General features: G+C 56.9%; 15 protein-coding genes and 1 pseudogene. 8 read left to right on the top strand and 8 right to left on the bottom strand.

All coding sequences use genetic code 11. From position 1 onward, the window contains the following. The first annotated feature begins 38 nt into the window (after positions 1-38). On the top strand, positions 39-842 hold the full coding sequence (locus ACYZTU_RS05830) for an IclR family transcriptional regulator (protein ID WP_461968656.1): 804 nt from the start codon (positions 39-41) through the stop codon (positions 840-842). On the opposite strand, the gene ACYZTU_RS05825 is transcribed toward ACYZTU_RS05830, so the two are convergent. The 3 genes from ACYZTU_RS05825 to ACYZTU_RS05815 form a co-directional block, all read right to left on the bottom strand. Then, on the bottom strand, positions 831-3,386 hold the full coding sequence (locus ACYZTU_RS05825; RefSeq protein ID WP_461968655.1) for a LuxR C-terminal-related transcriptional regulator: 2,556 nt from the start codon (positions 3,384-3,386) through the stop codon (positions 831-833). The genes ACYZTU_RS05830 and ACYZTU_RS05825 overlap by 12 nt on opposite strands. Positions 3,387-3,527: 141 nt before the next feature. After that, entirely contained in the window at positions 3,528-4,901 is a 1,374-nt protein-coding gene (locus ACYZTU_RS05820) for a DUF1329 domain-containing protein (RefSeq protein ID WP_461968653.1), read from the bottom strand. A gap of 23 nt (positions 4,902-4,924) precedes the next feature. After that, positions 4,925-6,718 (bottom strand): DUF1302 domain-containing protein, encoded by a 1,794-nt coding sequence (locus ACYZTU_RS05815; RefSeq protein WP_449643791.1) that lies wholly within the window; start codon positions 6,716-6,718, stop codon positions 4,925-4,927. Positions 6,719-7,562: 844 nt separating this feature from the next. On the opposite strand from ACYZTU_RS05815, the gene ACYZTU_RS05810 reads away from it, so the two are divergent. The 4 genes and pseudogenes from ACYZTU_RS05810 to ACYZTU_RS05795 all read left to right on the top strand — a co-directional run bounded on the left by ACYZTU_RS05810 (position 7,563) and on the right by ACYZTU_RS05795 (position 10,594). Continuing rightward, entirely contained in the window at positions 7,563-9,587 is a 2,025-nt protein-coding gene (locus ACYZTU_RS05810) for an S-type pyocin domain-containing protein (protein ID WP_461968651.1), read from the top strand. 1 nt (position 9,588) lies between these two features. Continuing rightward, positions 9,589-9,855: a bacteriocin immunity protein gene (locus ACYZTU_RS05805; protein WP_461968649.1), complete on the top strand. Its 267-nt coding sequence runs from the start codon at positions 9,589-9,591 to the stop codon at positions 9,853-9,855. Between the two features lie 189 nt (positions 9,856-10,044). After that, positions 10,045-10,341, top strand: a complete 297-nt coding sequence (locus tag ACYZTU_RS05800) for an HNH endonuclease signature motif containing protein (RefSeq protein ID WP_461970971.1) — start codon at positions 10,045-10,047, stop codon at positions 10,339-10,341. A 1-nt stretch (position 10,342) separates the two neighbouring features. Further along, positions 10,343-10,594 (top strand): annotated as a pseudogene (locus ACYZTU_RS05795) (bacteriocin immunity protein). Positions 10,595-10,762: 168 nt separating this feature from the next. Here ACYZTU_RS05795 and ACYZTU_RS05790 read toward each other — a convergent pair. The 4 genes from ACYZTU_RS05790 to ACYZTU_RS05775 all read right to left on the bottom strand — a co-directional run bounded on the left by ACYZTU_RS05790 (position 10,763) and on the right by ACYZTU_RS05775 (position 14,272). Then, positions 10,763-11,674, bottom strand: a complete 912-nt coding sequence (locus tag ACYZTU_RS05790; RefSeq protein WP_461968647.1) for an SDR family oxidoreductase — start codon at positions 11,672-11,674, stop codon at positions 10,763-10,765. A gap of 111 nt (positions 11,675-11,785) precedes the next feature. Beyond that, the gene (locus ACYZTU_RS05785) at positions 11,786-12,688 is read right to left on the bottom strand and encodes an alpha/beta fold hydrolase (protein ID WP_461968645.1); all 903 of its coding nucleotides are present in this window, start codon (positions 12,686-12,688) and stop codon (positions 11,786-11,788) included. After that, positions 12,688-13,470, bottom strand: a complete 783-nt coding sequence (locus ACYZTU_RS05780) for a class II aldolase/adducin family protein (protein ID WP_461968643.1) — start codon at positions 13,468-13,470, stop codon at positions 12,688-12,690. Before ACYZTU_RS05780 ends, ACYZTU_RS05785 begins: the two co-directional genes overlap by 1 nt. A 346-nt stretch (positions 13,471-13,816) precedes the next feature. Then, positions 13,817-14,272, bottom strand: a complete 456-nt coding sequence (locus ACYZTU_RS05775) for a flavodoxin (protein WP_461968642.1) — start codon at positions 14,270-14,272, stop codon at positions 13,817-13,819. 148 nt (positions 14,273-14,420) lie between these two features. On the opposite strand from ACYZTU_RS05775, the gene ACYZTU_RS05770 reads away from it, so the two are divergent. Together ACYZTU_RS05770 and ACYZTU_RS05765 are read left to right on the top strand one after the other, a co-directional pair. Then, on the top strand, positions 14,421-14,897 hold the full coding sequence (locus ACYZTU_RS05770) for a PAS domain-containing protein (RefSeq protein WP_461968640.1): 477 nt from the start codon (positions 14,421-14,423) through the stop codon (positions 14,895-14,897). A 54-nt stretch (positions 14,898-14,951) separates the two neighbouring features. Continuing rightward, positions 14,952-15,557, top strand: a complete 606-nt coding sequence (locus ACYZTU_RS05765; RefSeq protein WP_461968638.1) for a hypothetical protein — start codon at positions 14,952-14,954, stop codon at positions 15,555-15,557. A gap of 1 nt (position 15,558) precedes the next feature. On the opposite strand, the gene ACYZTU_RS05760 is transcribed toward ACYZTU_RS05765, so the two are convergent. After that, on the bottom strand, positions 15,559-16,518 hold the full coding sequence (locus tag ACYZTU_RS05760) for a MerR family transcriptional regulator (protein WP_461970969.1): 960 nt from the start codon (positions 16,516-16,518) through the stop codon (positions 15,559-15,561). 210 nt (positions 16,519-16,728) lie between these two features. Here ACYZTU_RS05760 and ACYZTU_RS05755 point away from each other — a divergent pair, with 210 nt between their 5' ends. Beyond that, a complete protein-coding gene (locus ACYZTU_RS05755; RefSeq protein ID WP_461968636.1) occupies positions 16,729-17,298 on the top strand; it encodes an antibiotic biosynthesis monooxygenase in 570 nt (189 codons plus the stop codon). The last annotated feature ends 33 nt before the right edge of the window (positions 17,299-17,331 follow it).

Raw genomic sequence — 17,331 nt, 5'->3', positions numbered from 1 at the left:
ATAAAGACGCCCATTCGTCCCGGGATCAAACCGCCTCCATGGAAACGCCGCGCAGCAACGATAAACAGAAAGTCCGCTCGGCCGAGGTTGGCACTGACATCCTCAAGGCCTTGGCCGAGTTGTCACCATCGACTTCACTGTCGCGCCTGGCTGAACACGTACAGATGCCGGCCAGTAAGGTTCATCGCTATTTGCAGGCACTGATTGCCAGTGGTTTCGCTGAACAGAATGCTGCCACCAACCATTACGGTCTGGGCCGCGAGGCCTTGCGCGTCGGTCTCGCCGCACTCAACAGTATGGACGTGCTGAAAGTCGGCGCCCTGCCCCTGGCCGAGCTGCGCGATGAACTGAACGAAACCTGCTTTTTGGCGGTGTGGGGCAATCAGGGCGCAACCGTGGTGCATATCGAACCGGCAGTCCGCGCGGTGACGGTGGTGACGCAATTGGGCTCGGTGTTGCCATTGCTCAGTTCATCAACAGGTCTGGTGTTCGGCGCGTACTTGCCCAAACGCGAAACCGTGGAGTTGCGCGAGCAGGAATTGCAAAGCAGCTCGCCCCATGCGCTGGCGGACGATCAAGCCTATGCAGCGTTGTGCGATCAGATCCGCGAACGCGGTCTGCATCACGTGCATGGTTTGCTGATGCCGGGGGTCGATGCGTTGTCTGCTCCCGTATTCAATGCGGTCGGGAATGTAGCGGCGGTCATGACCATTGTTGGCCCGGCCTCATTGTTTCACGCAGACGAAAACGGCCCGGCGGCACAGCGATTGCTGGCGGCGACGCGGGCCGTGAGTTGGCGAATGGGGTATCAATCGACGCGCCCAGCTGAACTATCCCAATAGCCCCATCCCCTTGGCCTTCGCGACAGCCTGGGTCCTGCGTTCAACGCCTAATTTGCCGTGAATGCGCCGAGCATGCGTTTTGACGGTGTGTAGCGAAATAAACAGCTGTTCGGCGATTTGTTGATTGGAATTACCCAGCGCAATCAACTTGAGCACTTCAACTTCGCGCTGACTGAGCGGGTTGTTATCACCCGCCTGCTCAATGCTTTCAAGACAACGTTCGGCAACGCCCAGAGCCGGCATCAAATCAGGCTGACGCAGTTGCAACTCGCGAAGAGCCTGTCGAACGCCACAGCGATCGACCAGGCCCAAGCCCCTGACTAAAGACGCCTTGGCGCCCACCGAATCGCCGTTCAGCCATGCAATTTCGGCCCCGGCGAACAGCAGTTCGACTTCCAATGCCAGCATGGCCGACCGCTGCGACTGTTCGAGCAAAGGTGTGAGTTGACTCATCGGGTCTTTGGCCTGGTGCAGATACACCTGCGCCAACACCAGCAAGTATTCAATCCGCGCAATCAACATCAATGTCGCCGGTGGTGCCAGCCGCGCCAGTGGACCACGGTAGTGGCGCAGCACCCGGCTGAGCGCTTCATGAGCCAGTTCGGGGCGGCCCTGCTGTAGCCAGATTTGACTGCTGATTTGCAACAGCACACCGCGGTAAACGGTCTCGGGAATCTGCCGCTGCTGCATCAAGCGTTCGGCATCGCGTAGATGGACAAACGCTTGGGCGTAGTCGCGTCGATTTGCCGCCAGTTGAGCTTGGCCGAGAAAACCGTAAAGCACGCGTTTGTCGTGACTGCGCAGGCAATCCTCCAGCCCTGCCTGAAAGAATGCCTCGGCGCGCTCATCGTGCCCCTGACACAAGGCAAGTCGACCGCGACGCAGCGCGATTCGCCCCAGCAACGGAACAGGTCGCTGAGCATGCTGACTCAGCAATTCAGAAATGTTCGCGAGCAAGCTTTCGGCACGTTGAGGCGCCCCGCGCTGCTCCAGCAATTGCGCGTGATCAAGCTCCAGCAACCCTTCGAATACCAGCGAGCCTTGCGCTCGCGCCAGGCACAACGCCTCACGGTTGATGGCCTGCGCTACATCGAGTTCGCCCCGTAACAGAGCCTGTTGCGTCAAACCCGACTGGCACATCAAGCGCACGGGCCAGAGATCAGAAGCAAGCACGGTCAGCGCCTCGAGGAAATGCGCGCGCGAACCCTCCATGCGTCCCTGCAAATGCAGTAACCAGCCTTGCTGGGCCTGCCAGCGCGCGATCAATTGCCGCTGAAGGAACGCCGAGGGCTGAGGGGTGAATCGAGACAGATGTTCGATGCAATCGGCCGCTTGCTCGAATCGACCGGCAAACAGCAAGGCTGCGGTGATCAGTCCCACCAGTTGTGGCGACCCGAGCATCAGCTCCTCGCCCTGTTGCTCATGCAAACGCAACAACAGCACCACCGTCTGTTCCTCGAACAAGTGCTCGAAACTGAAGTGCTGCAACAGGCTGACCGCGACCTCGAACTCTCCAGCCAGCAGCGCTTGTTCAAAGGCGGCTTTCCAATCGAGTTCGGCCGCAAACCACTGGCAGGCAAGACGATGCCATGAGCGTCCCGCCGGCCATTGCTCTTCGCGCATCAACTGAGTAAGCGGGGGGAAAATCTGCAGCCAGTCTGCCGAATCCTGCCAAGGCTCTATAAAGCAACCCAGCTCCTGCAACGCCTGCAAGCATTGGGCTCCCTCACCCGCGCCAAACAGGTGGTCGCAAAGCCTTGCATTGAAGCGCGGCAAATGCGCGAGCACGCGCCAGGCTTCCGCCAGCTCTGGGGTGAGCGTGGTGAACAGTTCGTGCTCCAGGTAATCGAGCAAGGTGTTTGTTCGCCCCTGTAGCGTGTTGTTGCTTGACCAGGCACATTTTTGCAGCAGCGCAATCCGTACACCGGCGCACCAGCCGCCACTGCGCTGGATGATCTTGCCAGCGACGGTGTTTGCATCCGTGGGTGGCAGGTGGTGCAACAGCCTTGCGACTTCAGCTTGATTGAACGCCAGCGTGGCGCGCTCGCACTCGTACAACTCATCATCGAGCAGCAAACGTGGCCAGTTGCATTGCGGGCGACGACGGGTGCCCAACCACCAGGTCAACATCGGGCTGCTGACCGTTAGCATGCGATCCAGCAGCAGGTCCAACTCAGGATTCGGGACGCGGCAATAGTCATCGAGAAACAGCCAGGTCGCCGTCTGTGACCGCGCCAGATACTCCAGCAACGCGGGCTCATCCGAGGAGTTCAGCCCCAGCGCCTGAGCCAACCGCTGCCGAAAATCGACCACATTGATCGGCTCCCCCACCAACGGCAACCAACAGACCTGACACTGCGCGGGCGCCTGCAACAGGCACTCGGCGAGCAGCGCACTCTTGCCACTACCGGCAGGCGCACAGAGCAATTTCACCCGCGCCGTCGATGCCAGTAACGGCTCGATCAACCGGTCGCGAGACAGGTGGTGGGAAGACAGACGGGGCAGGTGTCCAGGACGATCCAGACACAGCGTCATGGCGGTCATAGTGGTGCGCCTTTTTATAGTTGTGGCGCCACCCTAGCCCTCTCGTCGCAGCTTATTGAAGAAGTATTCAACACACTGATCGGCACCTATAAAAAAGGTGACCACGAGGTCACCTTTTTGTGTAGGAGCCTGTAGGACTGATTACCTCACTCCTGTACTCCGCAAGGCTGCCGGCGTGTAGTCCCCTGCTTTGGCATCGATGTTGAATTCGAAGCTGCGCCTCTCCTCGTTCTTCATCCCTAACGCAATGTAGCGACCGGCAATGAGGTCATACAGGGCTTCGACCGTATAGGCCGGAACCTGGTGATCGTAGTAGAACTGAGCGTGACCTTCCGCGACGCGCCACAGCTGACCGCGACCGTCGTAGTGATCGGCCAGCGCCACCTGCCAGCTGTCTTCGTCGATGTACATGTGACGCTTGGCATACACGTGCCGCTCGTTCGGCTTGACCGTGGCCACGATCTCCCAGACCCGGTGCAACTCATAGCGGGTCAGATCCTGATTGATATGCCCGGCCTTGATCACATCGGTGTACTTGAGGCTGGGCGAGTCGAGCTTGTAGCTGTTGTAAGGGATGTACATTTCTTTCTTGCCGACCAGCTTCCAGTCGTAGCGATCCGGTGCGCCGGAAAACATGTCGAAGTTGTCGGTGGTGCGCAGCCCGTCGGACGAGGTCCCCACGCCGTCATAGGCCACTTGAGGCGCACGGCGCACACGTCGCTGGCCCGCGTTGTAAATCCAGGCCTTGCGCGGTTCGTTGACCTGATCGAGGGTCTCGTGAACCAGCAACACGTTACCCGCCAGGCGCGCAGGTGCGGTGACTTCCTGCTTGAAATAGCTGAGGACATTTTCATCGCTGCCCGGTTTAAAATCACCGAGCAACGAAGGTACTGCAACCTCGTCCTTGAATCGGATAACGGTGAAATCACCATTGGACTGAGGCGTTGCCTGGGTGATGGTGCGACGCAGGTTCCCGCCGTGATAACGGGTGATATGGTTCCAGATCACCTCGACACCGTTCTTCGGAATAGGAAAGGCGTAATAGCGGTTACCGGTGAAATTGGCCAGCCCGTTACCGTCGTTGATCGGCGTCACATTCAGGGCGCTGCGCTTGGCCGACTCATTGATGTCCGCTGGTACGGCCACCGTACGGTGGGTTGGATAAACCGGGATTTTGTAGGTCTCGGGGTAGCGCTTGAACATCGCTATCTGGCCATCGGACAGCTTGTCCTTGTATTTGTCGACCGTCGCCGCGGTGATGGTAAACAGCGGCTTTTCATTGGCAAACGGGTCAGCCAGGAAACCTTTACTGTCCACGGCACCGGCGTTTTTCGGGATGCCTCCGGTCCAGGCCGGGATCGAGCCATCGGCATTGCCGGCCTTCTCGCCGCCCAACGGCGTAAGGCTGGTGCCGAGTTTGTTCGCTTCTTCCGGCGACACCGTCGCCATTACGTTGGCAGCCAACAGGCTCAGGGCCAGGGCCAGGGCACCGCATTGCAGAATCATCTTGCGCATTAAAGTCATCCTTCTCAGCCAGATCAGAAGTTCACGCCGAAGCTCAGCGCCAGGAAATCGCGGTCTTCCAGGACGTTGTAGTCACCCCCGAAGAAGTCGGTGTAACTCAGGCTCGCGGTATAGGTATTGCGGTAGTCGGCATCGACGCCGACGCTGACCGCCTTGGCGCCTTCGTTGAACAGCCCGTTGGGGCCGTAGCCGGCGACGTCGTGGGACCAGGACAGGTTGGGCTTGAGGTTGATCCCGGCGATGACGTTGTTGTAGTCGAGGATCGCGCGGGCGCGGTAGCCCCAGGAGGTCGAGGTGACAAAACCGTCGGTATCGCCGCCAAAACCGTATTGGCCATAGACCGAGTCACGGCCGTAACGCAGTTTGGTTCGCGACTCCAGACCACCGACTCGCACCACCGCCGCCTCGCCGACCAGGGTCAGCCGTTGGGCACCCAGCACTTGGTCGACGAAGTGCGTCAGGGTGCTCTGGATCTGGGTCACTTCCTTGCGGCGGTAGCCTTTGTTGTCAGCACCTGGCGTGGTAGCGATAGGCGATACCGCGCCGCCTGCGATCGGGTTGAGCAACGCCAGGGTCAGGTCGTTGGTGCTGACTTGCACTGGAGCGTTGGGGCGATAGCTGATCTCGCCGGTCCACGCCGTGCCAGTGGGCAAGGTGGTGGAAAAGCTCGCGCCGTAGAGACGAATGTCTTCCGGGTACTCAAGGTAATACTGGCCGCGACCGAGCATCACGCTCTGGGCCAGTGCCGACCCGGTGCCGGGCGCAATTCTGTTGGCGGTGCCGACGATGGCCGGGATCCGTGCCAGCGTTGTCAGGCCGGCAGTGGTGGTGCCGACCGTCGGGGTACGGCTGTGATAGTTCATGAAGTACAGACCGTACTCGGTGTCGTCCCCGAGCCAGCGCAATGCCGTCCCCCACTGCCCGGAGTCGCGGGCATCGCGGTCACCACCGCGCGGGACGATCACGCCTTCCCTGCTGACCTCGAAGCCTTGGCCAAACGCTGCAGCGATCGGTTGCAACGGTGCGATCGCCGGGCTGGCAACGGTGTAGTTCTTGTTGCAGCCGTCGGCCGCCACATCGACGCCGAAGAAGGTGCCGCAGTTATCGAGAACGGTCTGATCCCACTCCAGTTGATAGAAACCTTCCACCGAGAGTTGGCCGGTCAGGCTTTGAGAGGCGAACAGCATGTTCACCGGAATCAGGCCTTCCTTGATTTCAGCACCAGGACGGCGGAACGCTGAAACGTCGATCGGGTTGATGCTGTTGATCGAGTTACCGATGAAGGTACTTTCACCCCAGCTGACCACCTGCTTGCCGGCGCGCACAGTGCCTGGCAGATCGGCGATGGAATAGTTGTGATAGACGAAGGCGTCGAGAAGCTGCGCACCGGAGGACTTGGCGCCTTCTTTACGACCGCTGTCACTGATCGGTTTGAACTCGCGGTCCTCGTCCTTGAGTTCGAAGTCGTACCAGTACTTGCCACGCACGAACACCCCGGTGTCGCCGTACTTCAGTTCGAGGTCGTGAATCCCCTTGAAGATCTTGGAGAAGGTTTCGCCCTTCTTGAAGTTCTGCCGCCCGTCATCCCCGGTCGAAGACTGGCCGGTCCCGCCATTGACGACGCCCACCAGGGATTTGTCGGCATCGCGCATGCCCCAGCTCGCGCCGATGGACAGCGAAGAGTCGAATGTCCCCTCGATTTCGCCAATGTTGAATGAAACAGCCTGCGCCTGGGCACAGCAACCCAAGGCCACCGCGGCGGCCAGCGCCTGCGGTTTGAAGATGGCGCGCATTGTTGTTTTTGTCATGCGTCTTCCCCGGTGAGTGACAGAAGGCCACACCCTACTGCCGCACGTTGGGAGCGATAAGCGCACCAAGGAGGTATTCGCGATGTACCTCCTAAGGATGAATGCCCGCATGGGACGGCGTTTTACACGGTTTATGGACGGGCTGGATGGGGGGCTATCAACGCAACGCATGGCGTGTTGGCGGGGCCTGCCGCCACTGTTACTCAAGCTGCAACAGTTCATGTCATGAATGGCTATTTTTCCTTTGCGCTCAGGCGCTTATTCTTGCCGGGCTTTCACGGCAAACGGCCTGAAAGCACAAGCAATGGCAAGTGACCCGTCCACACCATTGGCGACAGATTTTAGATGAATTGAAGATTTTCGACTCATCGCCCCGTGTTCACTGACGTTGATTTATTGCTCCTTGATCAATCGTCTTACTTTGGCCGCTGCTTTTGCAGCGGCCTTTTTTATGGGCGATGGTTTTGTGATGGGGGCGAAGAGCAACTTTTGTTTAAGACAGCCCTACAGATGTTTCCGATAAGGGCATAAGAAATATCTTTTTACTCAAAAGATAATTCTGCCGTTATTCATGCCCAATAGAAACCTCCCTCAATCTTATATGTAACGCCCCACAGACCTCTCAGACCCATGGTGTTCCCTTCTGCTGTAACTTTAAATAGCACGAAGCAAGAGCTGGCACTCCTCCTCATAATGGCTAGCCAAAAATTCGCTCTTTTTAAAACATTAAGCACATTCAAACGGATATGAATATGCCAAAGCCACACGGCCAACAGATCAATCCAGACCAGGTTTTCTTAGAATCGATACGCCTGTCGAGATAATAGGAACTGCACCCGATCACATGATGCCCGCGCCTCGGACATCCAACACGCCGAAAGACGGCCCATTCGGCCGAGGCGTACCGATCTATTATCGAAATCAAAACGAAGTAAAAGCCACAACCAAGGTTCTGGAGCAGCAATATCAGACCAGATCCAGCGAACTACCGCAAACCATCGAGGCAGAACTGGCAGCGACCCGACATGAAGGTCCAACGGAGCCAGTTCCACCTTTGCAATCAGTCGTCCGGGAATTAGGGGTACTGAATAAACTTACACAACGTAAGACCGTAGAGTTCCACAGTAATACATCCACCGCCCACGCGTTTTATGGAGGTGATCCATTTAATCGGCATATCAATGAATTCATGATCAAAGCCACGAAAATGGAGAAGTGGCCGGGACCGAATGGAATTGCCATGCAGGCTTTGAATCAATCACTCAGAGCCGCGATCGAAGCCAGATTGCTGGCTCAAACCTTGCAGTCGCTCCACCAGCGAACAGTCAATCTTCAACACACCCTCAGTGTCATGCAGGCCGCTGAACAGGCGCGATTGGCAGCGGAACAGGAAGCTCAACGTGTCGCTGCTGAACAGGCACGCATCAGGGCGGAAGCTGAAGCACTGGCCCATGCCCAAGAGCAGGCCCGGTTAGCAGCACTGGCAGAAGCCGAGCGATTGGCCACCGAGCAATCCCGGATTGCCGCTGAAGCCGCCGCTCGGTACATCGCCGAAGAACGAGCACGCCTCGAAGCGCAAGAGACGAAAGAGCGAGAGGAGGTCAATGCCAAACAACGTGCGGAAGGGCTCGCAAGACTAAATGCGATGGTTGCGATGTTCGAGTCATGGGAAGTCGCCAAAAACAGTCGGCCGTTTCCCGTATCAGCCTCGGCCGTAGCAGCTGGCCCGGTGTTCACCCTGGCAACTGGTCGTCTCGCCACCAGTGCAGCCACAACCCAGGCAATCAGGGCGGCTCTGCAAACCGGAGTAGCCGCCGTGATTACGGCAGGTACCGCGGTGGCCAGCCCCGTAATCGTCGGATTCGCGTCGCTGCTGTTCCCCTCGCCATTGGGTAACGGTGATCTCCGACAATTGAGCGTCCCACTCTCGGATCTGGCACCCGACAATCTCCATGCCTGGAGCCTCTCGCTCTCGGAATACGAGCCTGATTCTCTCCACGCCTTGAGCGTCCCACTCGCGGATCTCATACCTACCCATCTCAATTCCCTGCGCCCTATTGGCGAGGCCAACGGGGAAATCGAATTGCCGATAGCTATTGGCTCCAGAACCGTTGGGAACACCACGGAGTTTGTGGTTGCCGCTGCAAACGGCACTACGGTGCCTGGCAAAATACCGGTGCGACTCGCCACCTACGATCCAAGTGTCAACGCCTACAGATCCTACAACCCAGACGCCCCGTCCATCGGTATGACATGGACGCCGATTGTAAAGCCAAACAACGCGTCAACCAGTCTCCCGCCCAGGGAGCCGAACATTGTCGTTTACGACGGAACTACTTTAACGGCCCTTGAAGGAAGGATAGATACACACCCGGAGCTGGATCTTTACAGCTTTGGTGGCTTCATTACAGTTTTCCCGGTGGATTCGGGAATCCCTCCGACGTTCACGATGTTCAGGGATCGGCGGGATGATCCCGGTGTTGCCAGCGGAGACGGACAACCAGTTTCAGGAAATTGGTTGGGGGCAGCCTCGACGGGACAAGGAGCCCCGATTCCGATGCAGATTGCAGATAAATTTCGAGGGCGGGAGTTTTCGAGTTTTAAATCGTTCCGCAGGGCATTTTGGAAGGCAGTGGCTAGTGATGAATACTTATTTGAACAATTTGACCGTATCGACAAAGCTAGTATAAAACATGGATTATCGCCAAAACCTCATCAAACCGAACATGTAGGTAAAAGGCGAAAATACGAAATCCACCATGTAACACCAATCGACAATGGAGGAGCAGTTTACGACATAGACAATCTGCGCATACTAACTCCAAAGCAGCACATCCAAACTCACTCCAAAAAGGGCCAAGGAGATTAATATGATTTTAAAAAACAAGTTTGAAGATTACACAGAGCACGAATACCTAATCCTTGTAGGCTCGTTATTTGAAGGAGATTACTCATCAGAGAATGAGCACGACGACATCTTTGAAAACATAATTAATACTTCTGAACACCCCAGCGCATCAGATGTATTGTGCCACCCAGATGAGGGTGTAGAAGACAGTCCAAGCAGCGTAGTAAATATCTTCAAACAATGGCGAGCAGCCAACGGCAAACCAGGCTTCAAACCTGAAGCACAGTAATCCAAATAAAGAAGCAAGCATTCGTGCTTGCTTCTTATACTGCACATTCACCGCCAGTCTTTATGCAAACTCACGAGACTTCCTACCACCTACACACTTCTCGGAAACCGACTACATAGTTCTGTAATCACGCGAAGCGCCCCAGCAATTAAGGTTGATAATAAGTCAGACATTTGAAGCTCCAATCAGATTGCGGATAAACTTCGAGGACAGAATTTTTCGAGTTTCAGGGCTTTTAGAGAGGCTTTCTGGAGAGCTGCAATTGCCGACCCTGAGTTATCCAAACAGTTTACTGCCAACAATATTCAAGAAATGAAAAACGGAAGAGCCCCTTTTTCGCGAAAAGACGACAGGTCAGGTGGCAAAGTAAAACTTGAGTTACACCATGTGAACCGTGTTTCTAGAGGCGGCGAAATCTACGATATCGAAAACATCCGAATTGTCACTCCCAAACGACACTCCGAACTACACAAAGGAGGAAACTGACATGAGCAACATTTCCGATTACACCGAAGAAGAATTTCTTGAATTTTTAACTGAGATCTGCAGATCGTAATACCCGACTGAAAAAGAACAAATAGCCGCCGTACTTTTGTTTGAGGAGCTGACGGAGCATCCCGACGGTTCTGACTTAATTTACTACGCAGACTCAGACGAAGACTCCACCCCCGAAGCCGTCATTAAAAAAGTAAAAACCTGGCGAGCTGAAAACGGAAAGCCGGGTTTCAAAACCAAATAATAAATAAACGCGATGACTATTCAAACCAAGTGCAAACCCGACTTCAGCCGCTGCATTTTCAGCGGCTATTTTTGTAGGTGACTATCCGACTGAGTTCGTCACAGACAAAACGCATGTCTGAAACTCCATAGGTCCCAAGCCGCGTCCCTGCGACTCATGGCACAAGGCTTAAACCGAATGCTTCTGCAAATTCCCCATCATTTCCTTCAGCGCTTCAATGTTGTCCTTTGGATGCACTGCGCCTTCGAAATCGCAGATCTGCTGCCAATGCGCCGCCACCTCTTCCGGGGAGAAACCAACCCGCGGATCGAACCCGGCACCCAGGCTTCGTTCCCAGCGGACCTTGCCCATCCAGCCGCCGCCGACTTCAAACAACCCTGAGGTTTCCTGGCAGTTCTCGCTGGCGAGGTACACCACGAGTGGGCTGACCAGTTCAGGTTTGAGTTGTTCGAAGACTTGCGGCGGGATCAGGCCTTCGGTCATGCGGGTGCCGCCGGTGGGGGCAATGGCGTTGACCAGGATGTTGTTCTTGCGGCCTTCGATGGCCAGTGTGCGGGTCAGGCCGTAGAGGCCGAGTTTGGCCATGCCGTAGTTGGACTGGCCGAAGTTGCCGTAAATGCCCGAGGTCGAAGCAGTGAAGATGATGCGCCCGTAGTTTTGCTCGCGCAGGTGCGGCCAGGCGGCGCGGGTGACTTTGTAAGCGCCTTCGACGTGGACGCGGTAAACCAGGTCCCAGTCGCCGTCGTCCATTTTGTGGAAGGTCTTGTCCCGCAGAATCCCGGCGTTGTTGACCACCACATCGACACGGCCAAAAGCGTCGAGGGCGTGCTGAACGATTTTGTCGCCGTCGGTGACGGTGTCATGGTTGGCCTCGGCGATGCCACCTACCTCGCGAATTTCGGCCACCACTCGGTCTGCCGACGATGCGTTTGCACCTTCGCCTTGAGCCGAGCCGCCGAGATCGTTGACCAGCACCTTGGCGCCCTGTTTGGCGAACAGCAGCGCGTGTGCCCGGCCCAGGCCGCCGCCTGCACCCGTGATGATCACCACTTTATCTTCGAAGCGCACAGACTCATTCATTGGGGGACTCCAGCAGGCCAGGGGACAATGAGTCCGAGTGTCAGGCACGGCGATGCGGGTCACAATGAACTGGGGTGAGGATGAATGGTGCGCAATAAGGCAGGGGGATAATCAGGAGCAGGCCGCCCTGCGCGGCGGTGAAACCAGCTGATCGCGAAACTCCAGATAGTGCTTGAGCACCTGTACCGGCGCCTCGGTCTGAGGGTAGTGGCCAATGCCGGGCAACAAGACCGTGTCCGGATTCGGAATCAGTTCCCGATAGCGCTCGACCATGTGCGCACCGGAGATCGGATCGACTTCACCATCAATCACCCGCAACTGCACTTCACCACGCTGCATGGCTGCGACCCAACGCTCACGCTGGGCACGCCGCTCAGGGATGTAGGCAATCAATTTGTGCATGATCCGTTGCCCGTGATTGCTCTCGATCAGGCTCCAGAAATCATCCATTTCGCTCTCGGTGGGACGGCTCTGCGGACCGAAGACCTGCCGGAAACTCTTCACCAGACCGTCACGGGAAAAGGCTCGCCCGATCATCCAGCCCAAGGGGCTGAGCATGAGTTTTTGCATCAGTATCGGGCGATGGGTTTCGGGAAAGAGGCCGCCATTGAGGAACACACAACTCGCTATATCAATGCGCGCTTCGTAATGCCGGGCCAACAGTTCCTGGGCCACGCTGTCGCCATAATCGTGAGCCAACAGGTGCACCGGCTGCTCGACGTTCACGTGTGCCAGCAAGGCCTGTTGCAGATCGGCTTGCTCCAGCAGGCTGTATTCGTGGTCCACCGGTTTGGCGGAATCACCGAAGCCGAGCATGTCGCAGGCAATTACGCGATAGCGCTGGGTCAGCGGCTGCCACAGGAAATGCCAGTCCCAACTGGCGGTGGGGAAGCCATGAATGAGCAACAGTGGCTCACCCTGCCCCGCCGTCCAGTAACGGATGCTCTGGCCACGGAATACGAACGTCTGGCCGCGCTTGCGCCAAGCACTCAGGGGGATCTCGGCGAGTGGCATTAGAGTTTATAACCCGGGTCTTGTTTATCGAGTTTGCGCAGCAGCGCTGGCCAGGCCAGTGCGCCGCCCATCCCTTGAGCGCTTTTGGTGACGCCAGCGATCATCGCCTTGGCGCCCGCCAGAATCTGCGGTTCGATGGTGATCAGTTCGGCGCCACCGTTCTGCGCCAGCACCTGGATATCGCAGGCACGCTGGAAGGTAAACATCATCAGGAACGTGTCGGCGATGGTAGCGCCACAGGTCAACAGACCATGGTTGCGCAGCATCAGGAAATTGTTTTCGCCGAGGTCGGCTTGCAGTCGCGCCTTCTCTTCATGGTTTAGCGCAACACCTTCGTAGGCGTGATAAGCCAGGCTGGACAGGACAAACAACGACTGTTGACTGATCGGCAAAATGCCTTGTTTCTGCGCCGATACCGCGACACCTGCCGCGGTATGGGTGTGCAGCACGCAGACGACATCGTGACGAACCTCGTGCACCGCGCTGTGGATGGTGTAACCCGCCGGGTTGATCTCGTAAGGGCTGTCCATCAGCTTGTTGCCGGCCTGATCGACCTTGACCAGGCTCGACGCAGTGATCTCGTGGAACATCAACCCGAACGGGTTGATCAGAAAGTCCTCGGTACCGGGCACCTTGGCCGAGATGTGGGTAAAAATCAGATCATCCCAGCCATGCAGGGCGACCAGACGATAGCAGGCAGCGAGGTCGACGCGGGTCTGCCATTCGGCGGCGCTGACCTGGTCTTTGACACTGTGTGGTGATTGGGCGGGGGCTACGTTCACGGCAAGGAACCTCTAATTTTTATTCTTGGGGTTTCTATTGTTTACCGACGTTACAGCAGTCTAGTCACGCCCCGGGAATCGTGTAGTTGCATTGGCAGCCAGCTTGATGGCCTGGCGAGTCAGTACGCCGACGAGGCTGGATCCACGTCAAAGTACTGCCGCCAATAACGGTGCGGCGAACAGGTTCAGCAGCCCCGTCAGAACCATGACTAACCGCTAGATAGCCAGCAGTACGGCCAATTCAGTCGCCAGTCGAGCCAAGCTTTTTATTACTTGAGGGCGGTAGCCTGAACGACGCTCGTGACCGCCGCGCAAGCCTGGCTCGCTTTGCTGCGCGAGCGGCCGGTCAGCCCCGCAGAGCGTTGACCAGCTCCTTCAGCCAAGGCTCGGCGTCGGTTTCCGGCGTCACGCTTTCACTGGCGTCCAGGCGCAGCATGGGCAGGACTTCACGTAGGCCCAATTCGCCGAACAATTCGCGCATCAACTCGCCGCCGCCGCAAAACGTGTCGCCGTAACTCGCATCGCCCAGACCAATCACGGCACCCGGTAAGCCACGCCAGGCAGCCGGTAACTGGTCGCGAATTGCGAAATACAACGGCTGCAGGTTGTCAGGCAACTCGCCCATACCAGTGGTCGAAGTCACCGCCAGAAAGGCTTCGGGACCAAAGGCCTGAACATCGGCGAGGCTCGCACGCGGGTTGTGCCAGGCGTCGAAACCCGCGGCTTTCAAAATATTAGCGGCGTGGCGGGCGACTTCTTCAGCCGTGCCGTATACCGAGCCGGAAAGGATGGCGACTTTCATCAATCTGATCCTGAAGCTGAGTAAAAAGACGGGGGATATTAACAGCCGTGGCAAAAAAGCTGCGATTGACTCTCGATTAACGCTGATGGTCAGTAGACGGTGCTTCTTTTAGAATGCAGCCCACAATCAAATTGGAAAGGATTCTCCGATGATTAACGCCCAACTGCTGCAACTGGTGATCAACGCTTCCAACGACGGCATCGTGATCGCCGAAAAGGAAGGCGAGCAGGACAACATTCTGATTTACGTCAACCCGGCATTCGAACGCCTGACGGGTTACACCAGCGAAGAAATCCTCTACCAGGATTGCCGTTTTCTTCAGTCCGGAGACCGTGACCAGGAAGCTCTCCCGTTGATTCGCGAGGCGTTGAGCAGTGACGGTTCCTGCCGGGAAATCCTCAGGAATTACCGCAAGGACGGTACGCCGTTCTGGAACGAGCTGTCCCTTTCGACAGTGAAGAACCCGAGCGACGGGCAGACTTATTTTGTTGGAGTGCAGAAAGACGTCACCGCTCAGGTCAAGGCGCAGCAGCGAGTCGCGCAGTTGGAGGCGCAATTGGCTGAGGTCCAGGCCGAGCTTGCCGCACTAAAAACGACGAACGGCGAAAACAAAACGAAGAATTGATTGTCATTAACTACAATCACCAGTGACTTTGTAACTATTTCTGTCGAGCAGATCATGCAACGCGACGCACTCTTGACTCAAGATGAGCTGGATTTTATCCAGACCATGCAACACAACCCGCAACTCAATGTGCGGGATGCGACGTCGAGCCTGCTCGTCAACGGTGGTTCACAAATCCGTGATTTGCTCACGCGCCTTGCCGCTCATGAGCAAGTCACCATCCAGGCCAACTTCGAAAATCAGCAAATGACCTTCCCGCTGCACCTAGTGGAAGACGAGTTTCACGCGATGCATTTACGCCTCGGCGTCCCCAGCATCTATGAAGACGGACCGATGGTCCGGCCATGGCGCCTGGTACTCGAAGAACCGGTTGCACTGGAGAATGCCAGTGGCCAACCCGGTACGTTGTGGGTGCACGAAGTGTCGTTCAAAGGGGTTTTGGTGGAAGTTCGCAACAAGACCAAACCGCTCAAACATTTCGCCTTGTGGTTCAGCCCGTCAGGCTATGAGCGTATTTCGTTGCGCGGCTCCTTCGAAAAAGAAACCAAGAACGGGCTCTATGCCTATCAGTTGAATCAGGATGATAAGGACGAAACCGAGCGTCTACGCCAATACATTCTTCAGCAACATCGGCTGACGCATCCGGCCATGCATCTTTGATTCAAGTATCCAGGTTGCCTGCCAGGAACTGTTTCAGACGCTGACGCATGACAACTCCCTCGTTACCCAGACATCCAATCGACGATCCAGCCAGGTTCTCCTGCACCAGATCGGACGCATCCCCCGCCAGCATCAACTGACAATCCAGGCTCAAAGCCAAGCGATTCAAACGCCGTGGCAACTCGAGCGCAGGCGCGTGATTGGAAACAAGCACCAGCGCCTTGGGCTTGACCCTCTCGCAGATCAGGGTCAATTCGGCCAATGGCTGACCGATAGCCAACACTTGAATGGCCGAATCGACACTGCTCAGAAACAGCGCCGTTACCAGCAGTTCGAGTTCACGACACTGATCGTTCAGGGCGCTGACAATCACCCGTCGCGGCTGCATGACACGCACCAGTAGCAAGCGCTGCAACACTCGAGAACGCAGAAAACCATCCAGGAAAAGCCACTCGCTGGTCTGACCGAACGCGTCATGGCGCTGCAGCAATTGCTTCCAGAGTGGAAGCAGAATGTCCTGAAACACGACAGTCAGAGGGTAACTGGAAAAGATCTGTCCATAGACCTGCTCCAAATGAACCTCGTCAAAAGCACTCACCACCGCCTGAACTTGCTGCTGCCATTGCGTGTAGTCAGCTTGCACGAGTTCATTGGGGATGATGTGCGACAGCATTTGAAGCGGTGCAATCCTGGCCAGGATCTTGCCAACTTTACTGACGGCAACGCCGCGTTCGATCCAGCCCAGGATGCTGCGGACCCGATCGATATCGGCCATCGAATACAGACGGTGCCCACTTTCGGTGCGCGTAGGCTGTATCAGCCCATAGCGGCGTTCCCATGCGCGTAGCGTGACCGGGTTGACCCTGGTCAGGCGCGCCACTTCGCGAATCGGAAACAGTTCTTCCTGCTCGAGAGGAAGACCGGGCTGCAATCCCGGGACAACGTCAGTCAGGACTGGCATTTTAAAATTCTGCGTCCATGTATAAATTGGATCCCATTCTACCTCTCCTGCCCCCCTACTCTTCAAGACGTTGATGGCGACAAATTCACTGACGTACCCTGCAAATTCAGGAATAATCCTTGCTAGTTCCAAGACGCAGCCCACCATCCCGGCGCTGTGCCTGGCGAAACTCCTACCCGGAGCGACGCGTTCGTTATACGGAGATGCACAATGTCTACCTCACCCGTCACGCTGATGGTTGCGCGCCGCGTCGCCGATGGGCGTTATCAGGACCTGATCGCTTGGTTGCGCGAAGGCGAACAACTGGCTACCGATTTTCCCGGCTATCTCGGCTCTGGTGTGCTCGCTCCGCCGCCCGACGATGACGAATTCCAGATTATCTTCCGCTTCGCCGACGAGCAGACCCTGCACGCCTGGGAGCATTCTGTGTCGCGCACCACCTGGCTCGGACGCGGCAGCGACTTGTTCGCCCACCCAACGGAACATCGGGTCAGCGGCATCGAAGGCTGGTTCGGCGTGGCCGGCCAGCGCCCACCACGCTGGAAACAGGCCGTGGCGATCTGGTTGGCGTTCTTTCCGGTTTCCCTGCTGTTCAACTTTGTCCTAGGGCCGTTACTGAGCGACATGGGGCTGCTGAGCCGGGTGTTCATCAGCACCTTGTGCCTGACGCCGTTGATGGTTTATTTCTTCATTCCGCTGTCGACCCGCCTGCTGGCCAGCTGGCTGAGCAGCACGCCGCAACGGCCGCTGCCCGCCGAGCCTTCAACGCAGAATCGCTAAGCCTGCCACCACAATAGGTGTACGCCTCCCGTC

The organism is Pseudomonas sp. HLT2-19-2 (assembly GCF_054898005.1).
Note: the sequence above shows the minus strand (reverse complement) of the source record. Positions and strands in the feature narration are given on the sequence as shown.